This is a genomic window from Pararhodospirillum photometricum DSM 122 (assembly GCF_000284415.1).
Taxonomy (GTDB): Bacteria; Pseudomonadota; Alphaproteobacteria; order Rhodospirillales; family Rhodospirillaceae; genus Pararhodospirillum; species Pararhodospirillum photometricum.
In genome coordinates this window covers 3,528,562-3,545,046 of sequence record NC_017059.1, presented here as the reverse complement: position 1 = coordinate 3,545,046, position 16,485 = coordinate 3,528,562, and the positions used below count along the sequence as shown (strand labels likewise).

Below are 16,485 nucleotides of genomic sequence, written 5' to 3'. Positions count from 1 at the left end.
GCTCCGAGACCCTGAGCGTGATCGTCAGTGGCCTGCCCTCTGGCGCCACCTTGTCGGCCGGCACCCCCAACCCCGATGGGAGCTACACCCTAACCCCGGCCCAGCTCTCGGGCCTGACCCTGACACCGCCTGACGATTTCTCGGGCTCCCTCACCCTGACGGTGAAGGCGGTCTCGACCGATGGCACCGCCACCGCCGCGACCACGGCCCCCCTCACCGTCACCGTTACCCCGGTGGCCGACGCTCCCACCCTGACCGTCACCCCGGCCACGGGGGCGGAAGATATGCCCATCGGCCTTAGCATTGTCAGTTCGCTCACCGACAGTTCCGAGACCCTGAGCGTGATCGTCAGTGGCTTGCCCTCTGGTGCCAGCTTGTCGGCCGGCACCCCGAACCCGGATGGGAGCTACACCCTGACCCCGGCCCAGCTCTCGGGCCTGACCCTGACGCCGCCTGACGATTTCTCGGGCACCCTTACCCTGACGGTGAAGGCGATCTCGACCGATGGCACCGCCACCGCCGAGACCACGACGCCGCTGACCATTACCGTTACCCCGGTGGCCGACACGCCCACCCTAGCGCCGGTCGATACCTGGGGTGCCGAACATACGGCCATCAGCCTGACCACCGGCGCGGCGCTCACCGATACCGATGGCTCGGAGACCCTGAGCGTGACCTTGTCCAGCATCCCGCAAGGGGCGTCGCTGGCGGTCAACGGGACGACGGTTTACACGGCGAGCACGGCCAATGGCTCCTTCACCCTGAGTGGGGATCAACTCCATGGCCTGACCCTGACGCCGCCGGAGAATTTTTCTGGCGAGATCACCCTTGGCGTGGCGGCGACGGCGACCGACGGCAGTTCAACCACCACAACCCAGGACACCCTCACGGTGGATGTGCGCGACACCCTCACGCTCACCCATCTGGACGAAGCCCTGGGCCTGAGCGACAGCGCCACGCCGCAAACGGTGACGGTCAGCGACCTGCCCACCGGCTCGGTGCTGTCGGCGGGAACGACCAGCGATGGCGGGCAGACCTGGAGCTTGTCGTCGGCCGATCTCGAGGGCCTTCAGGTAACCGCCGCGACCGACACCGACTTCCAGTTCAAGGTCGAGGCGACGCCCGCCGCCGGAGAGTCGGCGCCGGCGGCCTCGGTGGAGGTGTCGGTTGATGTTGGGGTGTTCGAGCACGACACCATGGAGGATTTCCTCAATGCGATTTCCGCCTCGGTGCCCCCGGTGACGGTGGCCGGACCGGAAGGGGCGCTGGCACCTTCCGCGCTGTCGGAGGACATGATCAATACGATTTACGAGCAGATCGTCGTCTACGAACACCTGACGACCGACACCACAACGGGCACGAGCACCCTGACCAGCACGTATGAAGCCCATTACGACGGGTCGGATGCCGTGACCTCGGCAACCTTGTCCTCGGAGCCCAGCACCGGCACCGGGACCAACGACACCAACGATCCGTCTGGAGCCAGTAGCGGTCACGAGCACGCGGTGGCTTACACCGGCTGATTGCAGGACATCCCTTACCGGGGGGCACGGGAGGCCCCCCGTTTTTTTGCTCTGGGGGAACGCGGGGGGCCCGCCAGCCGGGGGGGGCTGCTGCACGTTACCGAGACAGCCCCTCTACCGGCACGTGTGGATCGCTGTCGTCCGCCCGTTGCGCAGCTCGATCAGTTGGAAGGCCTTCTGATCCGCCAGGGCCTGGAAACGGTAGCGGGCATTTTCGTAGGTCGTGGTCTCGGCCTGGGAGTCGATCAACAGCAACTGCGGAGGATCTTCCCCGAGGGTCAAGGTGGCGGTGCGACCGGGCCCGCCGCTGGCCTCAGGCCTGAGGGAAAGCTGAAACGACAAGCCATCGTCGCAGGACACCCGGAAGGTCCGGGCCGATTGAGCCCAGGCAGGGGAGGCCATCATCACGAGGGCCACGCAGAGAATGGTCGGCTTCAAGGACATGACAGGCTTCTCCTCAGAACCTCAGGCGCCGGCCACCATCATGTCGCCCAGGAAGACGGTCGGGGCATCGACCCCATGGCGGAACACAAGGTCGTTGGCCGGCACCAGGGCGGCAAACATGTCTTGCAAGGTTCCGGCGATGGTGACCTCGTTGAAGGGAGTGGTGAGTTGACCTTTCTCGATCCGCAGACCGGCGGCGCCCCGGCTGTAATCCCCGGTCAGGCCGTTAACGCCCTGGCCCACGAGATCGGTCACATAGAGGCCGTCGTCAATGGCCCCAATCAAGGCGTCGGGCGTGAGCACCCCCGGTGCGAGCCAAACGTTGGAGGTGGTGGGGCTGGGGGCCGAGGAGGGTCCGCGCCCGGCATGACCGGTGCTTTCCAGGCCCAGGGCGCGGGCGGTGCGCAGATCCAGAATCCAGGTGGTCAGGCGGCCATCGTCGATCAGGGAGCGGCGACGACAGGGCAAGCCCTCCGCATCGCAAGGCCGCGAGCGCAGGCCGCGCGGCCGCAAGGGATCCTCGATCACCTCGATGCCGGGGGCAAACACGGCCTCCCCCCGCTTGTTCTTCAAAAACGACGTGCCACGCACGATGCTCGCCCCGTTGATGGCGCTCAACAGATGACCAATCAAGCCGCGGGCCACACGGGGGTCGAACACGATGACCCGCCGCCCGGTGGGCACGCGGGTTGCGCCAAGGCGCCGCACGGCCCGCTCGCCCGCGTCGCGCCCCACTTCGACCGGATCGCGCAGGTCGGCCCCATACACGGCGGCGCTGGAGGCGTAATCGGATTCCATCCCGTGGGCGTCGCTCCCGGCGACGACGGCGACCCCGAGGCTGCTTTGGCTCGTATGATACGCATGCGCGAAGCCGTTGGAGCCGACGAGGGCCACCGTAGAGCGCCCCCAGCTCGCCTCGGCTCCTTCCGAATTGGTCACGCCGGGCACGGCCCGCGCGGCGTCTTCAAGAAGGCGGGCCCGCTCGCTCAGGAGTTCCACCGAGGGCTCATCGGGATCACAGCCATCAATATCGGGCAGATCGCGAGCCACCAGGGCAGGATCGGCCAACCCCAAGGTGGGATCCTCGGGCACGGCGCGGGCCATGGCCACGGCGCGCTCGACCAAGGCATCCAGACCCTGGGGGCTGCGATCTGCGGTCGAGACCAGGGCTTGGCGGGTGCCGACCAGAACCCGCAACCCTAGATCACCGCCCTCGGCCCGCTCCAGTTTTTCCGGCCGCCCCATGCGATAGGCGACCGAAACCGAGACGCCATCGACCACCACCGCGTCGGCGGCGCTGGCCCCGGCCCGCATTGCCCGGCGCACAAGGTCGTCGAGAATGCCAAGGGCGGCGGCGGATTTGTCGGTATCGGTCATGGACGGCTCCCGCAAGAGGAAAGGGATGGTTCCCAAAATCGGGCTTTATTTTATCGAGGCGGCGGCCCTCGTAAAGGCATCAGAACACGACGAAAGAGACAGGTCACCCTCGCCGTGTTCGAGAGGGTCAGCCCGGCGGCAAGGCCTGTCCCAGGCGCCCGGCAAGGTCTTGGATGAACTGCCAAGCGGTCCGGCCCGACCGGCTGCCCCGGGTCATCGCCCATTCGCGGGCCTCGCGCTCGACCTGGGCCGGGTCGGCCTTCAAACCATAGGCCGCGACGTAGCCGCGGACCATGGCGAAATAGGTTGCCTGATCAATGTTGTGGAAGCCCAGCCACAGCCCGAAGCGATCCGAGAGGCTGACCTTCTCCTCGACAGCCTCGCCGGCGTGCAAGGCGGTGGACTGCTCGTTTTCCACCATCTCGCGGGCCAGCAGGTGGCGGCGGTTCGAGGTGGCATAAAAGATGACGTTGGCTGGCCGCCCCTCAATGCCACCTTCCAGCACCGCTTTCAGCGACTTGTAACTGGTGTCCTGCCCATCGAAGGACAGATCGTCGCAAAACAACAAGCACGGCCGGGCAAAGCCGGCCAGAATCTGGAGCAGCTGCGGCAAGGTGGGAATGTCCTCGCGGTGGATTTCGATCAAGGCGAGACGGGGGCGCCCCTCCTGGTCCAAGGTGGCGTTGATGTCGGCGTGCACCGCCTTGACCAGCGACGACTTTCCCGTGCCCCGTGCCCCCCACAGCAGGGCATTGTTGGCGGGCAGGCCGCGGGCAAAGCGCAAGGTATTGTCGCGCAAGGTGGCCACGTGGCGGTCGATCCCGCACAGCAAGCCCAGATCCACCCGGTTGACCCGGGCCACGGGATCGAGAAACGAGCGCTGGGCCTGCCAGACGAAAGCATCGGCGCCGGATCCGTCGGGGCGAGGCGGCGGCGGCGGAGCCAGACGCTCCACAGCCTCGGCTAACCGGGTCAAGACGGCAAGAAGGTCGGCGTTTCCAGACACCTCGGGCATGCTTCTTTCCTTTTTTCCCCAAAAGAGCCCCAAGGGGCTGGTGAGTCCTGGAGTAGCGCGCGGCCTTGGGTGTTTGCAAGCCCGGCCGGGCTGGGTATAGTCCCGGCTTCCAGGCGGGAGGGCGGCGCGCGCTCCCCTCCATCGTCGCACGCGCACCACACGAGGACCCGATGTTCATTTCCCCGGCGTTTGCCCAGACCCCCGACGCCATGAATATGATGGGCAGCCTGCAATCCTTTTTGCCGCTGATCCTGATCTTCGTGATCTTCTACTTTCTGCTGATCCGTCCGCAGCAGCGTCGCATGAAGCAGCACAAGGCGATGCTGGCCTCCATCCGCCGCGGCGACAAGATCGTGACCACGGGCGGCCTGATCGGCACCGTGTCCAAGGTGGTCAACGAGCAGGAATTGAGCGTTGAGATCACTGAAAACGTCCGCGTGCGCGTCATGCGCGACATGGTTGCCAACGTTCTGTCGCGCACCGAGCCCGCCCCGGGCCAAGTGAGCAACGAAAATGGCGGCGGCGATGGCTCGGACAACGGCGCCAGCCGCCTGAAGTCGCTGCTGACCAAAAAGTAACGCAACGACAACGGCCAGCCCCACACAAATACCCGCGTGGCAGCCGCCCAAAACGCATCGTCACCAGAACCGAATACGCCTACGCCATGACCGGCCGGGGGGGGAAAGGGGAGCAATCCCCGGTCCACCCCGGCCTTTTTATTGAAAAAAAGAGCCCCGGCGTGCTGGCCATCCCCAGTCATCACGCCATGCGTTATCCTGTTCCATCGTGATGGATGATCGTGACGAGAGGTTTGCGTCAATGCACTCTTTCGGCCCTTTTAAAACCTGGCTGGTGATCGTGGTCACCCTGGCAGGGATCTTGTTTACTCTCCCCAATGCCCTGCGCGAGCAGGCGGATCGCTTGCCCTCGTGGTGGCAACCCATCACCTTGGGGCTTGACCTTCAAGGAGGCTCCTACCTTCTCTTGCAGGTTGACGTTGATTCTCTGATTACAGAACAGCTCGACGGCTTGGTTGAGGCCATGCGCGCCGGCCTGCGCGAAGAAAAGGTCCGCTACCGCGACCTGCGCCGCGACGGGCAGAGCGTTGTTGTGACCATGGAGACCCCCGAGGATCGCCCCACGGCAGTGCGCGTCGCCCGGCAGGTGGAGAACGGCACTACCGTGACCATGGATGACGCCGGGGTCCTGCGTTTGGTATTCACCGACAAGACCCTGGCCGACAAACGCACTCAGGCGGTGGACCAGTCGATCGAGATCGTCCGCCGGCGGGTGGACGAAACCGGCACCCGCGAGCCGACCATTCAACGCCAGGGCCAGGACCGGATCATCGTTGAGCTGCCCGGGGTGAGTAATCCCGAGCACATGAAATCCCTCATCGGGCGCACGGCCAAGCTGACCTTTCACCTCCTCGACGACGCGGTTTCTCCCGAAGATGTGGCCCAAGGACGGATCCCCCCCGGAGCGCGCCTGCTGCCCAATGCCGAGGCCGGCCGGCCGGGCCAACCCGCCCAGTTGGTGGTCCGTAAGCGGGTCGAGGTCAGCGGTGACCGCTTGGTGGGCGCCCAGGCCACCTTCCAAAACGGTGAGCCCGTGGTGTCATTTCGTTTTGATACCGTGGGCGGGCGCAAGTTTGGCCAGATCACGTCGGAAAACGAGGGCCGCTTCCTGGCCATTGTCCTGGACAATCAGGTGATCAGCGCGCCGCGGATCCGCGAGCCCATTTTGGGCGGATCGGGGATCATCTCCGGCAGCTTCTCCACCCAGGGCGCCCAGGATCTCGCCTTGTTGCTGCGCGCGGGTGCGCTGCCGGCTCCGCTCACCATGCTAGAAGAGCGAACCATTGGCCCCGGCCTGGGGGCTGACAGCATCGAGGCCGGCGCGGTGGCCAGCGTGATCGGCGCTTTCGCCGTGGTGATCTTCATGGTGGTGGCCTATGGCTTGTTTGGGATTTTCGCCAACATCGCTCTGGCGGTGAACGTGATCTTGCTTCTGGCGGCGCTCTCGGTGCTGGGGGCAACCTTGACCTTGCCCGGTATTGCCGGCATTGCCTTGACCATTGGCATGGCTGTTGACGCCAATGTGCTGATTTTTGAAAGAATTCGTGAAGAATCCCAAGCAGGTCGCACGCTCCTCAACGCGCTGGAAACCGGCTTCAGAAATGCCCTCTCGGCAATTTTGGATTCTAATATCACCACCATCTTTGCGGCGGGTCTGCTCTACTACTTTGGGTCTGGACCAGTCCGCGGTTTTGCCGTGACCCTCACTTTGGGCATCCTGACCTCGATGTTCACCGCCATCACGGTGACCCGCTTCATCATCTTCGTGTGGCTGCGGCTGGCGCGGCCCAAGACCCTTCCGCTGTGAGGTCACGGCCATGCTGCGTCCCGTTCGTTTTCTCCCCGACAACACCGCCTTCGACTTCATCAGCAAGCGGGTGTGGTTCATCAGTGCCTCGGGGGTGTTCTTGCTAGGCTGCTTGCTGTCGGTGGCCGTGCAAGGCCTCAACTTCGGCATCGACTTTACCGGGGGCATCCTGGTGGAGGCCCGGACCCCGGCCTCGGTGGATCTGGCCCAGGTCCGCGAGACCCTGAATACCCAGGTCGCCGGCGACATTGCCTTGACGACTTACGGCAGCGAGGGACGGGATCTCATGATCCGCGTTCCCGAGCAGCCCGGGGGCGAAGCGGCCAACAACGCCGCTCTCACCCGCTTGAAGGGCGCCCTGGGGGACGGGGTCGAGTACCGACGCACCGAAGTCGTCGGGCCCAAGGTCGGCGACGAGTTGGTCACGGCGGGCGCTCTGGCCATGGGTCTCGCTATCCTCTCCATCGCCGGTTACATCTGGTTTCGCTTCGAGTGGCAGTACGCCATCGGCGGCGTCATCGCCCTGCTGCACGATGTCATCGCCACCATTGGTTTGTTTTCCCTGTTTCAGGTGCAGTTCGACCTGACCAGCGTCGCGGCGGTGATGACCGTGGCCGGCTACTCGATCAACGACACGGTGGTGATTTTCGACCGCGTGCGCGAGGAACTCCGCCGCCACAAAAAGATGGGCATGGGCGAGGTCTTGAATCTGGCGATCAACCGGACCTTGTCGCGCACCATTCTGACCGGCGGCACCACCTTGCTGGCTCTCCTCTGCCTCTTCTTGTTTGGCGGCGAGGTGTTGCGCGGGTTTAGCATCGCCATTATTTGGGGCATCGTGGTCGGTACCTACTCCTCCATCTATGTGGCGGTCCCGGCTCTCATCTATTTCCGGTTCGAGCGCAGTGGCGAGGGGGACGCACCGGTCCCGGTCGAGGAGAAGGAGGGCTTGGGGAAGGAGGCCTCCGGGGCGGATCTGGCAGCGCGGGCGGCGCAGGCCGAGGCCGAGGCGCGCCGGGCCATGCCGTCGCGTCGTGTGACGGGCAAGGTTAAGCCCCGGCGGTGAGCCGGTATAAGAGAAAGAAGGCTGGGGAGGCGGGCCTYCCCCACGACCCCTCATCGAAGGGGTGGCGGGACAAGGAGGACGCGGGTGGATCTTAATTTTCAGGTGCCGCGCGGTCGGCGCGTGGTCGAGGCGTATGGCGAGGGCGGCTTTCGCATCAGTGGCGAGGCGGTCAGCGGGTCGGTTCTGGTGTTTCCCACCGAGGTGCTGGCCTGGGCGCCCGCGACCTTGAGCGCCGTGGACCCGGATGCCCTAGCGCCGATTCTAGCCCGGGCGGCGGACCTTGATTTGCTGCTCATCGGCTGCGGTCCCCGGATGGAAGGCCTGGCGCCGATGCTGCGCCAGAGCCTGCGAGCCGCCGGTCTCGGGGTCGAGACCATGGACACCGGCGCCGCCTGCCGGACCTATAATGTGTTGATCCAGGAGGATCGCCGGGTCGCGGCGGCGTTGATCGCGGTATAGAAAAGGCTAGGCCCGCCCCCTCTCGCGAGGGCGGGCGCCGTCGCCGCCCAAAAGGCGCACGATCCCGGCCAAGCCGGCGCACAAGACATAGTACAGAACCCCGGTGGCCAGGAAAATCTCGGCGGCGTACACCAAGGTCCGGCTATTGACCTGGGTTGCAACTGTCGTGAGATCGGGCACGTTAACGATGAACGCCAGCGACGTGTCCTTGATCAGCGACACGAACAAGCCGACGTAGGACGGGACCAAGTTACGCAAGGCCGGGGGGAGCAAGATCAGGCGCACGACCTGGATCTCGGACAGGCCGCTAGCCAGCCCCGCTTCCCGCAGGCCCCGGGGCAAGGCCTGAAGACCGGCCAGGGTGGTATGCATGACCGCCGCCCCGGTAAAGGCGGCCAGGGCGAGGATCACCGAGAGCACGTTGGGCACCGGCCGGTTGAACAAGGCGGGCAGCAGGAAATAAATCCAGAAGATCACGAAGATCAAAGGAATGCCGCGAATCAGGTCAGCGCCTGCAAACAATAGGCGCCGGACCGGGCCGGGTTTAAACCACGCCAGCAACGCCAGCCCCACCCCCAGGACCAGGGCCAAAGAGCCGGCTCCCAGGGCGATCAACACGCTGAGGAGCAGGCCGCCGATCTCGCCTTGCGGGGTTCTTCCCCACAGCAGATAGTCTAGATTGTTCCAAACGACGGTGAAATCAAAGGCCATGGCGGCGAGCCTCCGCTCCTTGCCAGCGCGGGCGCCCGTGGTCCAGAACCCGGGCCAGGATGAGACCCAGCCCCAGGTAAAGAGCGGTGCCGACGGCGAAGGCTTCCAAGGCGTGGGCGTTGAAACTTTCGATCTGGCGGACTTGGTAGGTGATCTCAGCCAGCCCAATGGCCGAGGCGAAGGACGAGAGTTTCATCAAGTTCAGGTACTGCCCGATCACCGGCTGGCGGGCGTTGGCCAGGGCTTGGGGCAGCAAGACGAGGCAAAGAGCCTGCCAAGAGCCGAGTCCCTGACTCTGAGCCGCCTCGCGTTGTCCCGCCGGCACCGCGCCCAAACCGGCGCGGATTTCCTCGGCCAGATAGACCGCCGTGAACACGGCCAGGGCCCAAACGGCGGTCAGGGCCTCGGGACTGAGCAAGATCACGTCGCCCGGCAACGCAACCACATCGGCCTTGTCTTGAAGCCATCGGCGCAAGGGGCGGGGCACCAGGGGATAGAGGGCGAAATACCAAAAAACATCTGCACGAGCAGCGGGCTATCGCGCACGGCGGAAATCAACGCCCGCCCCAGGCCGCGCACCGGCCCGACCGGCGACAGCCGCAACGCCAGCAAAGGCACCGCCAGAACGCTGGCCAGCAGGCTGGCGATCAGGCTAACCGCCAGGGTCATTACGAAACCGGACACCAACCAGTTGGCGGGCGGCCCTTGCAGGACCCCCGCCCAGTCCAGGGAAAGGCTCATGCGGGCTCCGCCGTATGCAGGGGGGACAGCAATTGGCTGAGAAAGCGGCGCGCGCGCGGATGGCGGGTGGCGTGGAAAAAATCACGCGGCGAGGCATCTTCCAGGATCTCGCCTTGGTCGAGAAACAAGATCCGGTCGGCAACTTCGCGCGCGAAGCCCATTTCGTGGGTCACCACCATCATGGTGATGCCCTCGGCGGCCAGTTCGCGCATGACCGCCAGCACCTCGCCGACCATCTCCGGGTCCAAAGCCGAGGTTGGTTCGTCGAACAGCAATAAACGCGGACGCATGGACAAGGCCCGAGCGATGGCGACACGCTGTTTCTGTCCGCCCGACAGGGCCTCGGGATAGGCGTCGGCCTTGTCCTCCAGCCCGACCCGACGCAACAAGGCCCGGGCCCGCTCGCGAGCGTCGGCGTCACGCCAGCGCAGCACCTTGCGCAAGGCGAGGGTGATGTTTTCCTCGGCGGTCAGATGGCCGTACAGATTGAAGTGCTGGAAGACGAAACCAATTTCCTGGCGCAGGACCCGCAACGCCTCGCCCGAAAGGCGGCTGGTGGGTTGTCCCCCGACCAGGATTTCCCCGGCACTCAGGGTTTCCAAACGGTTGATGAGCCGGATCAGGGTTGACTTGCCCGAGCCCGAGGGGCCGCACACCACGACGGTCTGACCTTCGGGAACGACGAGGGAGATGCCATTTAGAACCGGGGCGGCGCCGAATGTCTTGTGGACGTCGCGAAATTCAATCAGGGGGGCGGGCATGGAATCCTCGGGGGGGGGAAAGCAATGAAGAAAGGCTGGGGAGGCAGGGCCTCCCCAGACCCCTCGGGTCCTGGGAAGGTTCCGCCCCCTCAGCCTGCTTTTATTTCGGGGCAACGATCGTAAAGTCGCGCGCCCGGGGCACCGACGTCTTGGACCCGAACCACTGATCAAAAATCGCCGCAGCCCGGCCATTGGCCTCCACCTCGACGAGGGTCGCGTTGACGAAAGCCAGCAAGGCCGGCTCGCCCTTGCGCACGCCGATCCCGATCTCCTCGCGGCTCAACAGCTCGGGCAGGATCTTGTACTTGTCCTTGTCCGGTGCCCCGGCCAGGAGCCCGACCAGAATCGTGTTGTCCTGGGTGATGGCATCAACACTGCCAGCGCGCAGGGCGGCAAAGGCCAACGGCAGGTCGTCGTAGGACACGGGCTTGGCCTGGGGCAGGCGGACCTTAATCTGCTGCTCGCCCGTCGTGCCCTTGACCGCGCCAATGCGGGCGCTGGCTAGGGCGTCCACCGAGGCGGCCCCCTCGACCGGCACCACAACCTGTTGGCCCGACACAAAATACGGTGTGCTGAAATCGATCACCTGCGCCCGTTCGGGGGTAATGGTGATGTCGGCTACGATCAGATCCACCTTCCCTGATTGCAGCAGCGGAATGCGGTTGGCCGGATTGGTCGGCACCAGTTCCAACTTGACGCCCAGCTTGTCAGCGAAAGCCTTGGCGAAATCGATGTCGTAGCCCACCAACTCCCGGGTTTTTTCGTCGATGGCACCGAACGGCGGGTTGGCGTCGAACACGGCGGTTCGCAGGACGCCCGCCTTGCGGATGTCCTCAAGCTGGTCGGCATGGGCCACGCCACTCAGGGCCGAAACCCCGACCAGGGCAACCAGCGCAAGACGCCGAAGAGTCACTTTCATGGGGGAATACTCCGTTTTTACAAAAGGTTGCCGAGGATGAGAGGAACGGGGGCTCCCGGGCACGGCCCCGATGATGACAGCGTTGGGCCGGGGTCGGCAATGATCTGTATACAAAATTTATCGACAAATAGTATTTAGAAAAACTGAATCGACCCTCTTCCCCCCCCAGGGATAATGTCTATCGAATTTATAGGTAAAATGGGGTAAGCCGACATGATCAAGGGGGTTCCGAGAACGGTGGGATCAAGGCGAGGCCCAGACGCCCCCACCGCCCTGTTCTGGCGCAAGGCCGATCCGGCGCCGGCCTACGACGTGATCGTGGTCGGCGGCGGTGCTCACGGTCTGGCTACCGCCTTTTCCTTGGCCCACACCCACAAGATCTCGCGCGTGGCGGTCCTGGAGCGGGGCCTCATTGGCGGCGGCAACGCCGGGCGCAACACCACGATTGTGCGCTCCAACTATTGGCTGCCCGAGACCATCCGCTTTTACGAATACAGCCTAAAATTGTGGGAAACCCTGAGCCAGACCCTGGACTTCAACGTCATGTTCAGCCCCCGGGGCGTGGTGTTCCTGGCCCACGACCGGGCCGACGAAGACGCCTTGATCGCTCGCGGCAACCGCATGCTGGCCGAAGGCGTGGACGCCGAATGGCTGGACCCGGCCGCCTTGCGCCGTCTGGCCCCGGCCCTCGACCCCGTACCCGGGGCGCTTTTGCCGGTGCGGGGCGGCTTGATGCAGCGCCGCGCCGGGACCGCCCGCCACGACGCCGTGGTGTGGGGCTATGCCCGCGCCGCCAGTCGCCTCGGGGTTGATGTGATCGAGCACTGTCCCGTCACTGGCTTCGTGCGCGGCGCGGGAGGCCAAGTGGAGGGGGTGGAAACCCCGCGTGGGGTCATTCGCGCTCCGGTGGTCGGCCTGTGTACCACCGGCCAGACGGGGACGCTTCTGGCGCGGGAGGGGATCCGCCTCCCCTTGGCGTGCCACGTCCTGCAAGCCTTCGTCACCGAACCGGTCAAGCCGGTTTTGTCGCCTGTCGTCATCTCCAATGCCGCCCACGTCTATGTGAGCCAGACCGAAAAAGGCGAACTGGTGGCCGGCGGCTCTTTGGATGCGGCGCCGGGCTGGCAGCAAGCCGGGCCGCCCGAGCGTCTGGCGGAGGTCGCCGCTGGCCTAGGCGCGTTGTTCCCCCGCTTCCGGGGGCTGCGGATCATGCGCTCGTGGGCCGGGGTGGTTGACATGACCATGGACGGTTCCCCCCTGATCGGCCCCACCCCGGTGCCCGGCCTCTATATCAATGCCGGATGGAACTACGGCGGCTTCAAAGCCACGCCCGCCTCGGGCCAGCTGTTCGCGACCTTGCTGGCGACGGGAACCGCCCCCCCCTTGATCGCGCCGTTCGCCCTGGAGCGCTTCGAACGGGGCGCCCTTCTGGACGAGGGCGGGGCCGGCCCCCGGCCGTGGCTGCAATAGCGCGACAGCCAACCGCGTGAAAAGGGAAAAACAGCATGCGAACCCTGACCTGCCCCCGGTGCGGCCGTCGTCCGCTGCGGGAGTTCGATTTCGGTGGCACCCAACCCCGGGCATGGCCCGACGCCGATCCACCCCTCCCCCCCGACGCTTGGGCGGCTCTGGTCTACCTGCGCGACGCCTCCCCCGAACTGCAACAGGAGTGGTGGTGGCATGGCGATGGGTGCGGCTTGTGGCTGCATGTCACCCGCGATCCGCAAGACGGCCGGGTGGTTGATGTTCTTGCGGCAGGAGACACGCCATGACCGGACGTTCTGCCGGGGCTGGGATTGATCCCGCCCGACCGATTCCCTTTTCCTTCGACGGCCGCCCTCTGGTGGGAGTGGAGGGGGACAGCCTAGCCTCTGCGTTGTACGCCAACGGAATCCGTGTCATGGGACGCTCGGTGCGCCGCCACCGGCCCCGAGGCCTGTTTGGCGCCGGGATCGAGGATCCCTCGGCGCTGCTGACGGTGGATGAAGGCGGCGGGCGGATCATCAATACTCCAGCCGCGATGGTTCCCTTACGGCCCGGCTTGGCTGCTTGGTCCCAAGGGCGCCGGGACTGGGATCCGCTGGCGGTGCTGGATCTGGCCGCCCCCTGGCTGCCGGCGGGCTTCTATTACCACACGCTTTTCGGCTTCCCCCGGGTGTGGCGGTGGGCCCGGCCGCTGTTTCGGGCCTTGGCCGGTCAGGGTCGCGTTCCCGACACCAGCCCCCACAGCGCGGCCGTGGCCCGCTCGCTGACGGTCGATGTGCTGGTGGTCGGGGCCGGTCCGGCTGGACTGGCCGCTGCCCTGGCCGCCTCGGCCTCGGGGGCGCGGGTTTTGGTGGCTGAACAGGATTTCACCCTGGGGGGCAGCCTGCTGGCGGGAACGGCGGTCATCGAGGGCCGCCGCGCCGCCGACTGGGTGGCGACCGCCCAAGCCACCCTGGCGGCGCGTCCGGGAACCACGATCCTGACCCGAGCCCCGGTCTTCGGGCTGTACGACGACGGGTTGGCCCTGATCGCCCAGTCCGGCGAGGGCGGCGGAACCTGTTTATGGTCGGTTGAGGCCGCCCGGGTCATCCTGGCCACGGGGGCGCTGGAACGCCCCTTGCTGTTCGCCGGCAATGACCGGCCGGGGGTCATGCTGGCGTCGGCCGCCGCCACCTTGGCCGGGCGCTTCGGCGTGGCGCCGGGGAAGCGGGCGGTGATCCAGACAGTCACCGGGGCCGGCTATGCCCTGGCCGCCCGCTTGGCCGCCGTCGGCACAACGATCGAAGCTATCGTGGACCCGCGGCCCGATCCCGGACCCGCGGCACACCGGGCCCAGGCGGCCGGTTTGCGGGTGTTGAGCGGCCATACGGTACGCTCGACCTTGGGGGCGCGGCTCTCGTGGGGAACCGCCCCGGTGCGCGGTGCCCGGGTGGGACCGGTGATGGGAACCGGGCCGGTCCAGGATCTGCCGTGCGATGTGCTCGCGGTGTCGGGGGGCTGGTCGCCGGGACTGGGGCTCTGGCCCGGTGGCCGGGGATGGGACCCAAGCCTCGGCGCCTTCCGAGCCACCGCCACGACGACCGAGGACGAGACGGTGGTTTTGGTTGGAGCCGCCGCCGGCGCCGGGGGACTGGCCGCAACCCTGGCCAGCGGGACCCGTGCCGGGACACCGCCCGGGGTGACAGCCGTTCCACCCCAGAGCGAAGACCCGGAAGAAGACACCGACCGGGCGGTGTTCTGGGGTGAACTACCCGGCCCGACCCCGACGACCGCCGAAGGCCGCACGTTTGTCGATCTGCAAGGCGACGTCACGGTGCATGATCTGCGCGTCGCCTGCCGGGCGGGTCTGGCCTCGATTGAGCACGCCAAGCGGTTCACCGGCCTGGGGATGGGCACCGACCAGGGCCGCACCAGCGCAGTCCTGGGGGCGGCGGTGGTGGCGGCGCTGGATGGCCGCGACATCGGCGCGGTGGGCCTGAGCCGGGGGCGCTTCCCTGTCGTGCCGGTACGGGTCGATACCTGGGCGGCGGGCCATGTCCTCCCCCCGCTGCCCCCGCCCGACGAACCCGAGGCCGAGGCCTTCCGCCTGGCTGGCACGGCCCGACACGATCTGGTCGTGGTCGATGAGAGCGACCGGGGCCGCCTGCTCCTCACCGGTCCCGATGCCCGGGCCTTGTTGCGCCGGGCCAGCGTCACGGTCTTGGACGATCTGGCGCCGGGCTGCTGGCGCTGGGCTCTGCTGCTGCGTGAGGATGGGCATCTCGTGGCGCCCGTGCAGGTCGGGGCCTTGGCCGAGGACCGGATCGCGGTGGTGACACCGGCCGGGATGGGGCGCTCCGTTCGGCGCCACCTGAGCTTTATCCATCACGTGCTGTCGCCGGGGCTACGGGTCGAGATCCAGGAGACGGAGGCACTGTCGGTGGTGGGGGTGATCGGGCCGCGCGCCGCTCTTCTGCTGCCCAGCCTGGAGCCGGGGCGGGTGGTGGACACCGACCTGGGCGACGGGCCGCTCCGTCTGTGGGGGGGCCGGTTGGGCGCCTTGCCCCGCGTGTTGATCGAAGGCCCGCCCAGATCGGTGGCACGGGCACGCGAGCACGCCGGCCAGGGAGGCCAAGCCCCCCTCCTAGGACCGTTGGGACTGGAGGTCCTGCGGGTGACGGCGGGCGTGCCGGGAGCCGCCGAACTGTCCGGCCGGCGTATTCCCGCCGACCTGGGCCTAAGCGGCCCGTGGGTTGCGAACCGCGAAGGGCTGGGGACCCGCGCCTTGTCCCTGCCGGCCCTGACCGATCCCAACCGGCCGCGCTTGGTTCATCTGCGCGCGGTTCAGGCGGCGCGGCGGGTGCCGGCCGGGGCTTTGTTAGGCCGCGACGGGGAAGACGCCCTGGCGACCTCGGGCGAGGTGACGTCAGCCCAGGGCGGCTGGGGACTGGGCTTTGTCCGCCCCGGCAGCGGGGAGCGCCTGCGTGCCGTCTCCAGGGTACGGGGAACGCGAGAAGACATTGACGTCACAGTGGTTCCGGCCCCCGGCTTCTGAGGCGCCAGACGTGGGGAGGGGGGACCTCCCCACATCCGATCTGTTAGCGGCTGGCCCGCTCTAGGGCGGCGATCCAGGTTCGCACGCGGGCCGCGTTATCCCCCAGATCCCAAGCTCCCGGCCGTGAGCGGCTGAGGAGGATCACGCTCGACGCCCCCTCGCCAACGGCAACAACCCGCAGCGCAACACTCTCGGGAAAGCCCAGGATGGGGGTGCGCTGCACCACGTCCAGACGGCCAGCCGCGGCATCCTCGGCGACGACCCGAACCAGCGGCTGGGCCACCACGAGGGCGCGCACCGTGGCGAAGAGGGCGTCGGGGGCGACGGGCAGGACCGGGCTTTCCACGTCCACCGTGACGCCGGCACACAGGCCGGGCGGACAGGCCAGGGCGGCGGGTCCGTCGCCGCGATCGGGCGGCACACCGGGCGCCAGAACGAGCGGCGGGGGATCGGGATAGAGCGCCGCTGTGGGCAAGGGCTGGCCACTCCACGCCGCCCAGCCAAACGCCGCCAGCGCCAGCACCGCCACACTGACCAGCAGGGGAAGAATCCGGTTCATCATCGC

General features: G+C 66.9%; 17 protein-coding genes. 8 read left to right on the top strand and 9 right to left on the bottom strand.

Annotated features, from left to right (window positions below; genetic code table 11):
• The first annotated feature begins 17 nt into the window (after nt 1-17).
• A complete protein-coding gene (locus tag RSPPHO_RS15775; protein ID WP_014416205.1) occupies nt 18-1,523 on the top strand; it encodes an Ig-like domain-containing protein in 1,506 nt (501 codons plus the stop codon).
• A 114-nt stretch (nt 1,524-1,637) separates the two neighbouring features.
• Here the strand turns inward: RSPPHO_RS15775 and RSPPHO_RS15770 are convergent, their stop codons facing one another.
• From RSPPHO_RS15770 to RSPPHO_RS15760, 3 genes are all read right to left on the bottom strand, one after another.
• Nucleotides 1,638-1,967, bottom strand: a complete 330-nt coding sequence (locus tag RSPPHO_RS15770; protein WP_014416204.1) for a hypothetical protein — start codon at nt 1,965-1,967, stop codon at nt 1,638-1,640.
• Between the two features lie 21 nt (nt 1,968-1,988).
• Entirely contained in the window at nt 1,989-3,344 is a 1,356-nt protein-coding gene (locus RSPPHO_RS15765; RefSeq protein ID WP_041795929.1) for a TldD/PmbA family protein, read from the bottom strand.
• Nucleotides 3,345-3,471: 127 nt separating this feature from the next.
• Entirely contained in the window at nt 3,472-4,359 is an 888-nt protein-coding gene (locus tag RSPPHO_RS15760; protein ID WP_041795927.1) for an ATP-binding protein, read from the bottom strand.
• Between the two features lie 170 nt (nt 4,360-4,529).
• On the opposite strand from RSPPHO_RS15760, the gene yajC reads away from it, so the two are divergent.
• The 4 genes from yajC to RSPPHO_RS15740 all read left to right on the top strand — a co-directional run bounded on the left by yajC (nt 4,530) and on the right by RSPPHO_RS15740 (nt 8,269).
• Complete coding sequence (gene yajC / locus RSPPHO_RS15755) at nt 4,530-4,937, top strand: preprotein translocase subunit YajC (RefSeq protein ID WP_081581816.1); 408 nt, start codon at nt 4,530-4,532, stop codon at nt 4,935-4,937.
• A 241-nt stretch (nt 4,938-5,178) separates the two neighbouring features.
• Nucleotides 5,179-6,744: a protein translocase subunit SecD gene (secD, locus tag RSPPHO_RS15750; protein ID WP_041795925.1), complete on the top strand. Its 1,566-nt coding sequence runs from the start codon at nt 5,179-5,181 to the stop codon at nt 6,742-6,744.
• A 10-nt stretch (nt 6,745-6,754) separates the two neighbouring features.
• Complete coding sequence (secF, locus tag RSPPHO_RS15745; protein ID WP_014416199.1) at nt 6,755-7,810, top strand: protein translocase subunit SecF; 1,056 nt, start codon at nt 6,755-6,757, stop codon at nt 7,808-7,810.
• Between the two features lie 84 nt (nt 7,811-7,894).
• On the top strand, nt 7,895-8,269 hold the full coding sequence (locus RSPPHO_RS15740; RefSeq protein ID WP_014416198.1) for an Mth938-like domain-containing protein: 375 nt from the start codon (nt 7,895-7,897) through the stop codon (nt 8,267-8,269).
• A gap of 6 nt (nt 8,270-8,275) precedes the next feature.
• On the opposite strand, the gene RSPPHO_RS15735 is transcribed toward RSPPHO_RS15740, so the two are convergent.
• From RSPPHO_RS15735 to RSPPHO_RS15720, 5 genes are all read right to left on the bottom strand, one after another.
• Nucleotides 8,276-8,980 carry an amino acid ABC transporter permease gene (locus RSPPHO_RS15735; protein WP_051013946.1) on the bottom strand — a complete coding sequence of 235 codons (705 nt, stop codon included), beginning with the start codon at nt 8,978-8,980 and terminating at the stop codon, nt 8,276-8,278.
• Nucleotides 8,970-9,425 carry an ABC transporter permease subunit gene (locus tag RSPPHO_RS20280; RefSeq protein WP_157879276.1) on the bottom strand — a complete coding sequence of 152 codons (456 nt, stop codon included), beginning with the start codon at nt 9,423-9,425 and terminating at the stop codon, nt 8,970-8,972. Before RSPPHO_RS20280 ends, RSPPHO_RS15735 begins: the two co-directional genes overlap by 11 nt.
• Nucleotides 9,401-9,721, bottom strand: coding sequence for a GltJ protein (locus tag RSPPHO_RS20275; protein WP_014416195.1), 321 nt, complete (start codon nt 9,719-9,721; stop codon nt 9,401-9,403). Before RSPPHO_RS20275 ends, RSPPHO_RS20280 begins: the two co-directional genes overlap by 25 nt.
• Complete coding sequence (locus RSPPHO_RS15725) at nt 9,718-10,482, bottom strand: amino acid ABC transporter ATP-binding protein (protein WP_041795923.1); 765 nt, start codon at nt 10,480-10,482, stop codon at nt 9,718-9,720. Before RSPPHO_RS15725 ends, RSPPHO_RS20275 begins: the two co-directional genes overlap by 4 nt.
• A gap of 100 nt (nt 10,483-10,582) precedes the next feature.
• Complete coding sequence (locus RSPPHO_RS15720; RefSeq protein ID WP_041795920.1) at nt 10,583-11,401, bottom strand: ABC transporter substrate-binding protein; 819 nt, start codon at nt 11,399-11,401, stop codon at nt 10,583-10,585.
• A 213-nt stretch (nt 11,402-11,614) separates the two neighbouring features.
• Here RSPPHO_RS15720 and RSPPHO_RS15715 point away from each other — a divergent pair, with 213 nt between their 5' ends.
• From RSPPHO_RS15715 to RSPPHO_RS15705, 3 genes are read left to right on the top strand one after another with little or no spacing between them, the layout of a single operon-like run.
• Nucleotides 11,615-12,871, top strand: a complete 1,257-nt coding sequence (locus RSPPHO_RS15715; RefSeq protein WP_014416192.1) for a sarcosine oxidase subunit beta family protein — start codon at nt 11,615-11,617, stop codon at nt 12,869-12,871.
• Nucleotides 12,872-12,906: 35 nt separating this feature from the next.
• The gene (locus tag RSPPHO_RS15710; RefSeq protein ID WP_041795918.1) at nt 12,907-13,173 is read left to right on the top strand and encodes a sarcosine oxidase subunit delta; all 267 of its coding nucleotides are present in this window, start codon (nt 12,907-12,909) and stop codon (nt 13,171-13,173) included.
• Nucleotides 13,170-15,920: a 2Fe-2S iron-sulfur cluster-binding protein gene (locus RSPPHO_RS15705; RefSeq protein ID WP_014416191.1), complete on the top strand. Its 2,751-nt coding sequence runs from the start codon at nt 13,170-13,172 to the stop codon at nt 15,918-15,920. The genes RSPPHO_RS15710 and RSPPHO_RS15705 overlap by 4 nt, the downstream gene beginning before the upstream one ends.
• A 43-nt stretch (nt 15,921-15,963) precedes the next feature.
• On the opposite strand, the gene RSPPHO_RS15700 is transcribed toward RSPPHO_RS15705, so the two are convergent.
• Nucleotides 15,964-16,482, bottom strand: coding sequence for a DUF1499 domain-containing protein (locus tag RSPPHO_RS15700; RefSeq protein ID WP_041795916.1), 519 nt, complete (start codon nt 16,480-16,482; stop codon nt 15,964-15,966).
• Between the last annotated feature and the right edge of the window lie 3 nt (nt 16,483-16,485).

Coding starts and splice junctions, on each gene's coding strand:
- RSPPHO_RS15770 (WP_014416204.1), bottom strand. CDS start 1,967: ATGTCCTTGAAGCCGACCATTCTCTGCGTGGCCCTCGTGATGATGGCC.
- RSPPHO_RS15765 (WP_041795929.1), bottom strand. CDS start 3,344: ATGACCGATACCGACAAATCCGCCGCCGCCCTTGGCATTCTCGACGAC.
- RSPPHO_RS15760 (WP_041795927.1), bottom strand. CDS start 4,359: ATGCCCGAGGTGTCTGGAAACGCCGACCTTCTTGCCGTCTTGACCCGG.
- yajC (WP_081581816.1), top strand. CDS start 4,530: ATGTTCATTTCCCCGGCGTTTGCCCAGACCCCCGACGCCATGAATATG.
- secD (WP_041795925.1), top strand. CDS start 5,179: ATGCACTCTTTCGGCCCTTTTAAAACCTGGCTGGTGATCGTGGTCACC.
- secF (WP_014416199.1), top strand. CDS start 6,755: ATGCTGCGTCCCGTTCGTTTTCTCCCCGACAACACCGCCTTCGACTTC.
- RSPPHO_RS15735 (WP_051013946.1), bottom strand. CDS start 8,980: ATGGCCTTTGATTTCACCGTCGTTTGGAACAATCTAGACTATCTGCTG.
- RSPPHO_RS20275 (WP_014416195.1), bottom strand. CDS start 9,721: ATGAGCCTTTCCCTGGACTGGGCGGGGGTCCTGCAAGGGCCGCCCGCC.
- RSPPHO_RS15725 (WP_041795923.1), bottom strand. CDS start 10,482: ATGCCCGCCCCCCTGATTGAATTTCGCGACGTCCACAAGACATTCGGC.
- RSPPHO_RS15720 (WP_041795920.1), bottom strand. CDS start 11,401: ATGAAAGTGACTCTTCGGCGTCTTGCGCTGGTTGCCCTGGTCGGGGTT.
- RSPPHO_RS15715 (WP_014416192.1), top strand. CDS start 11,615: ATGATCAAGGGGGTTCCGAGAACGGTGGGATCAAGGCGAGGCCCAGAC.
- RSPPHO_RS15710 (WP_041795918.1), top strand. CDS start 12,907: ATGCGAACCCTGACCTGCCCCCGGTGCGGCCGTCGTCCGCTGCGGGAG.
- RSPPHO_RS15705 (WP_014416191.1), top strand. CDS start 13,170: ATGACCGGACGTTCTGCCGGGGCTGGGATTGATCCCGCCCGACCGATT.
- RSPPHO_RS15700 (WP_041795916.1), bottom strand. CDS start 16,482: ATGATGAACCGGATTCTTCCCCTGCTGGTCAGTGTGGCGGTGCTGGCG.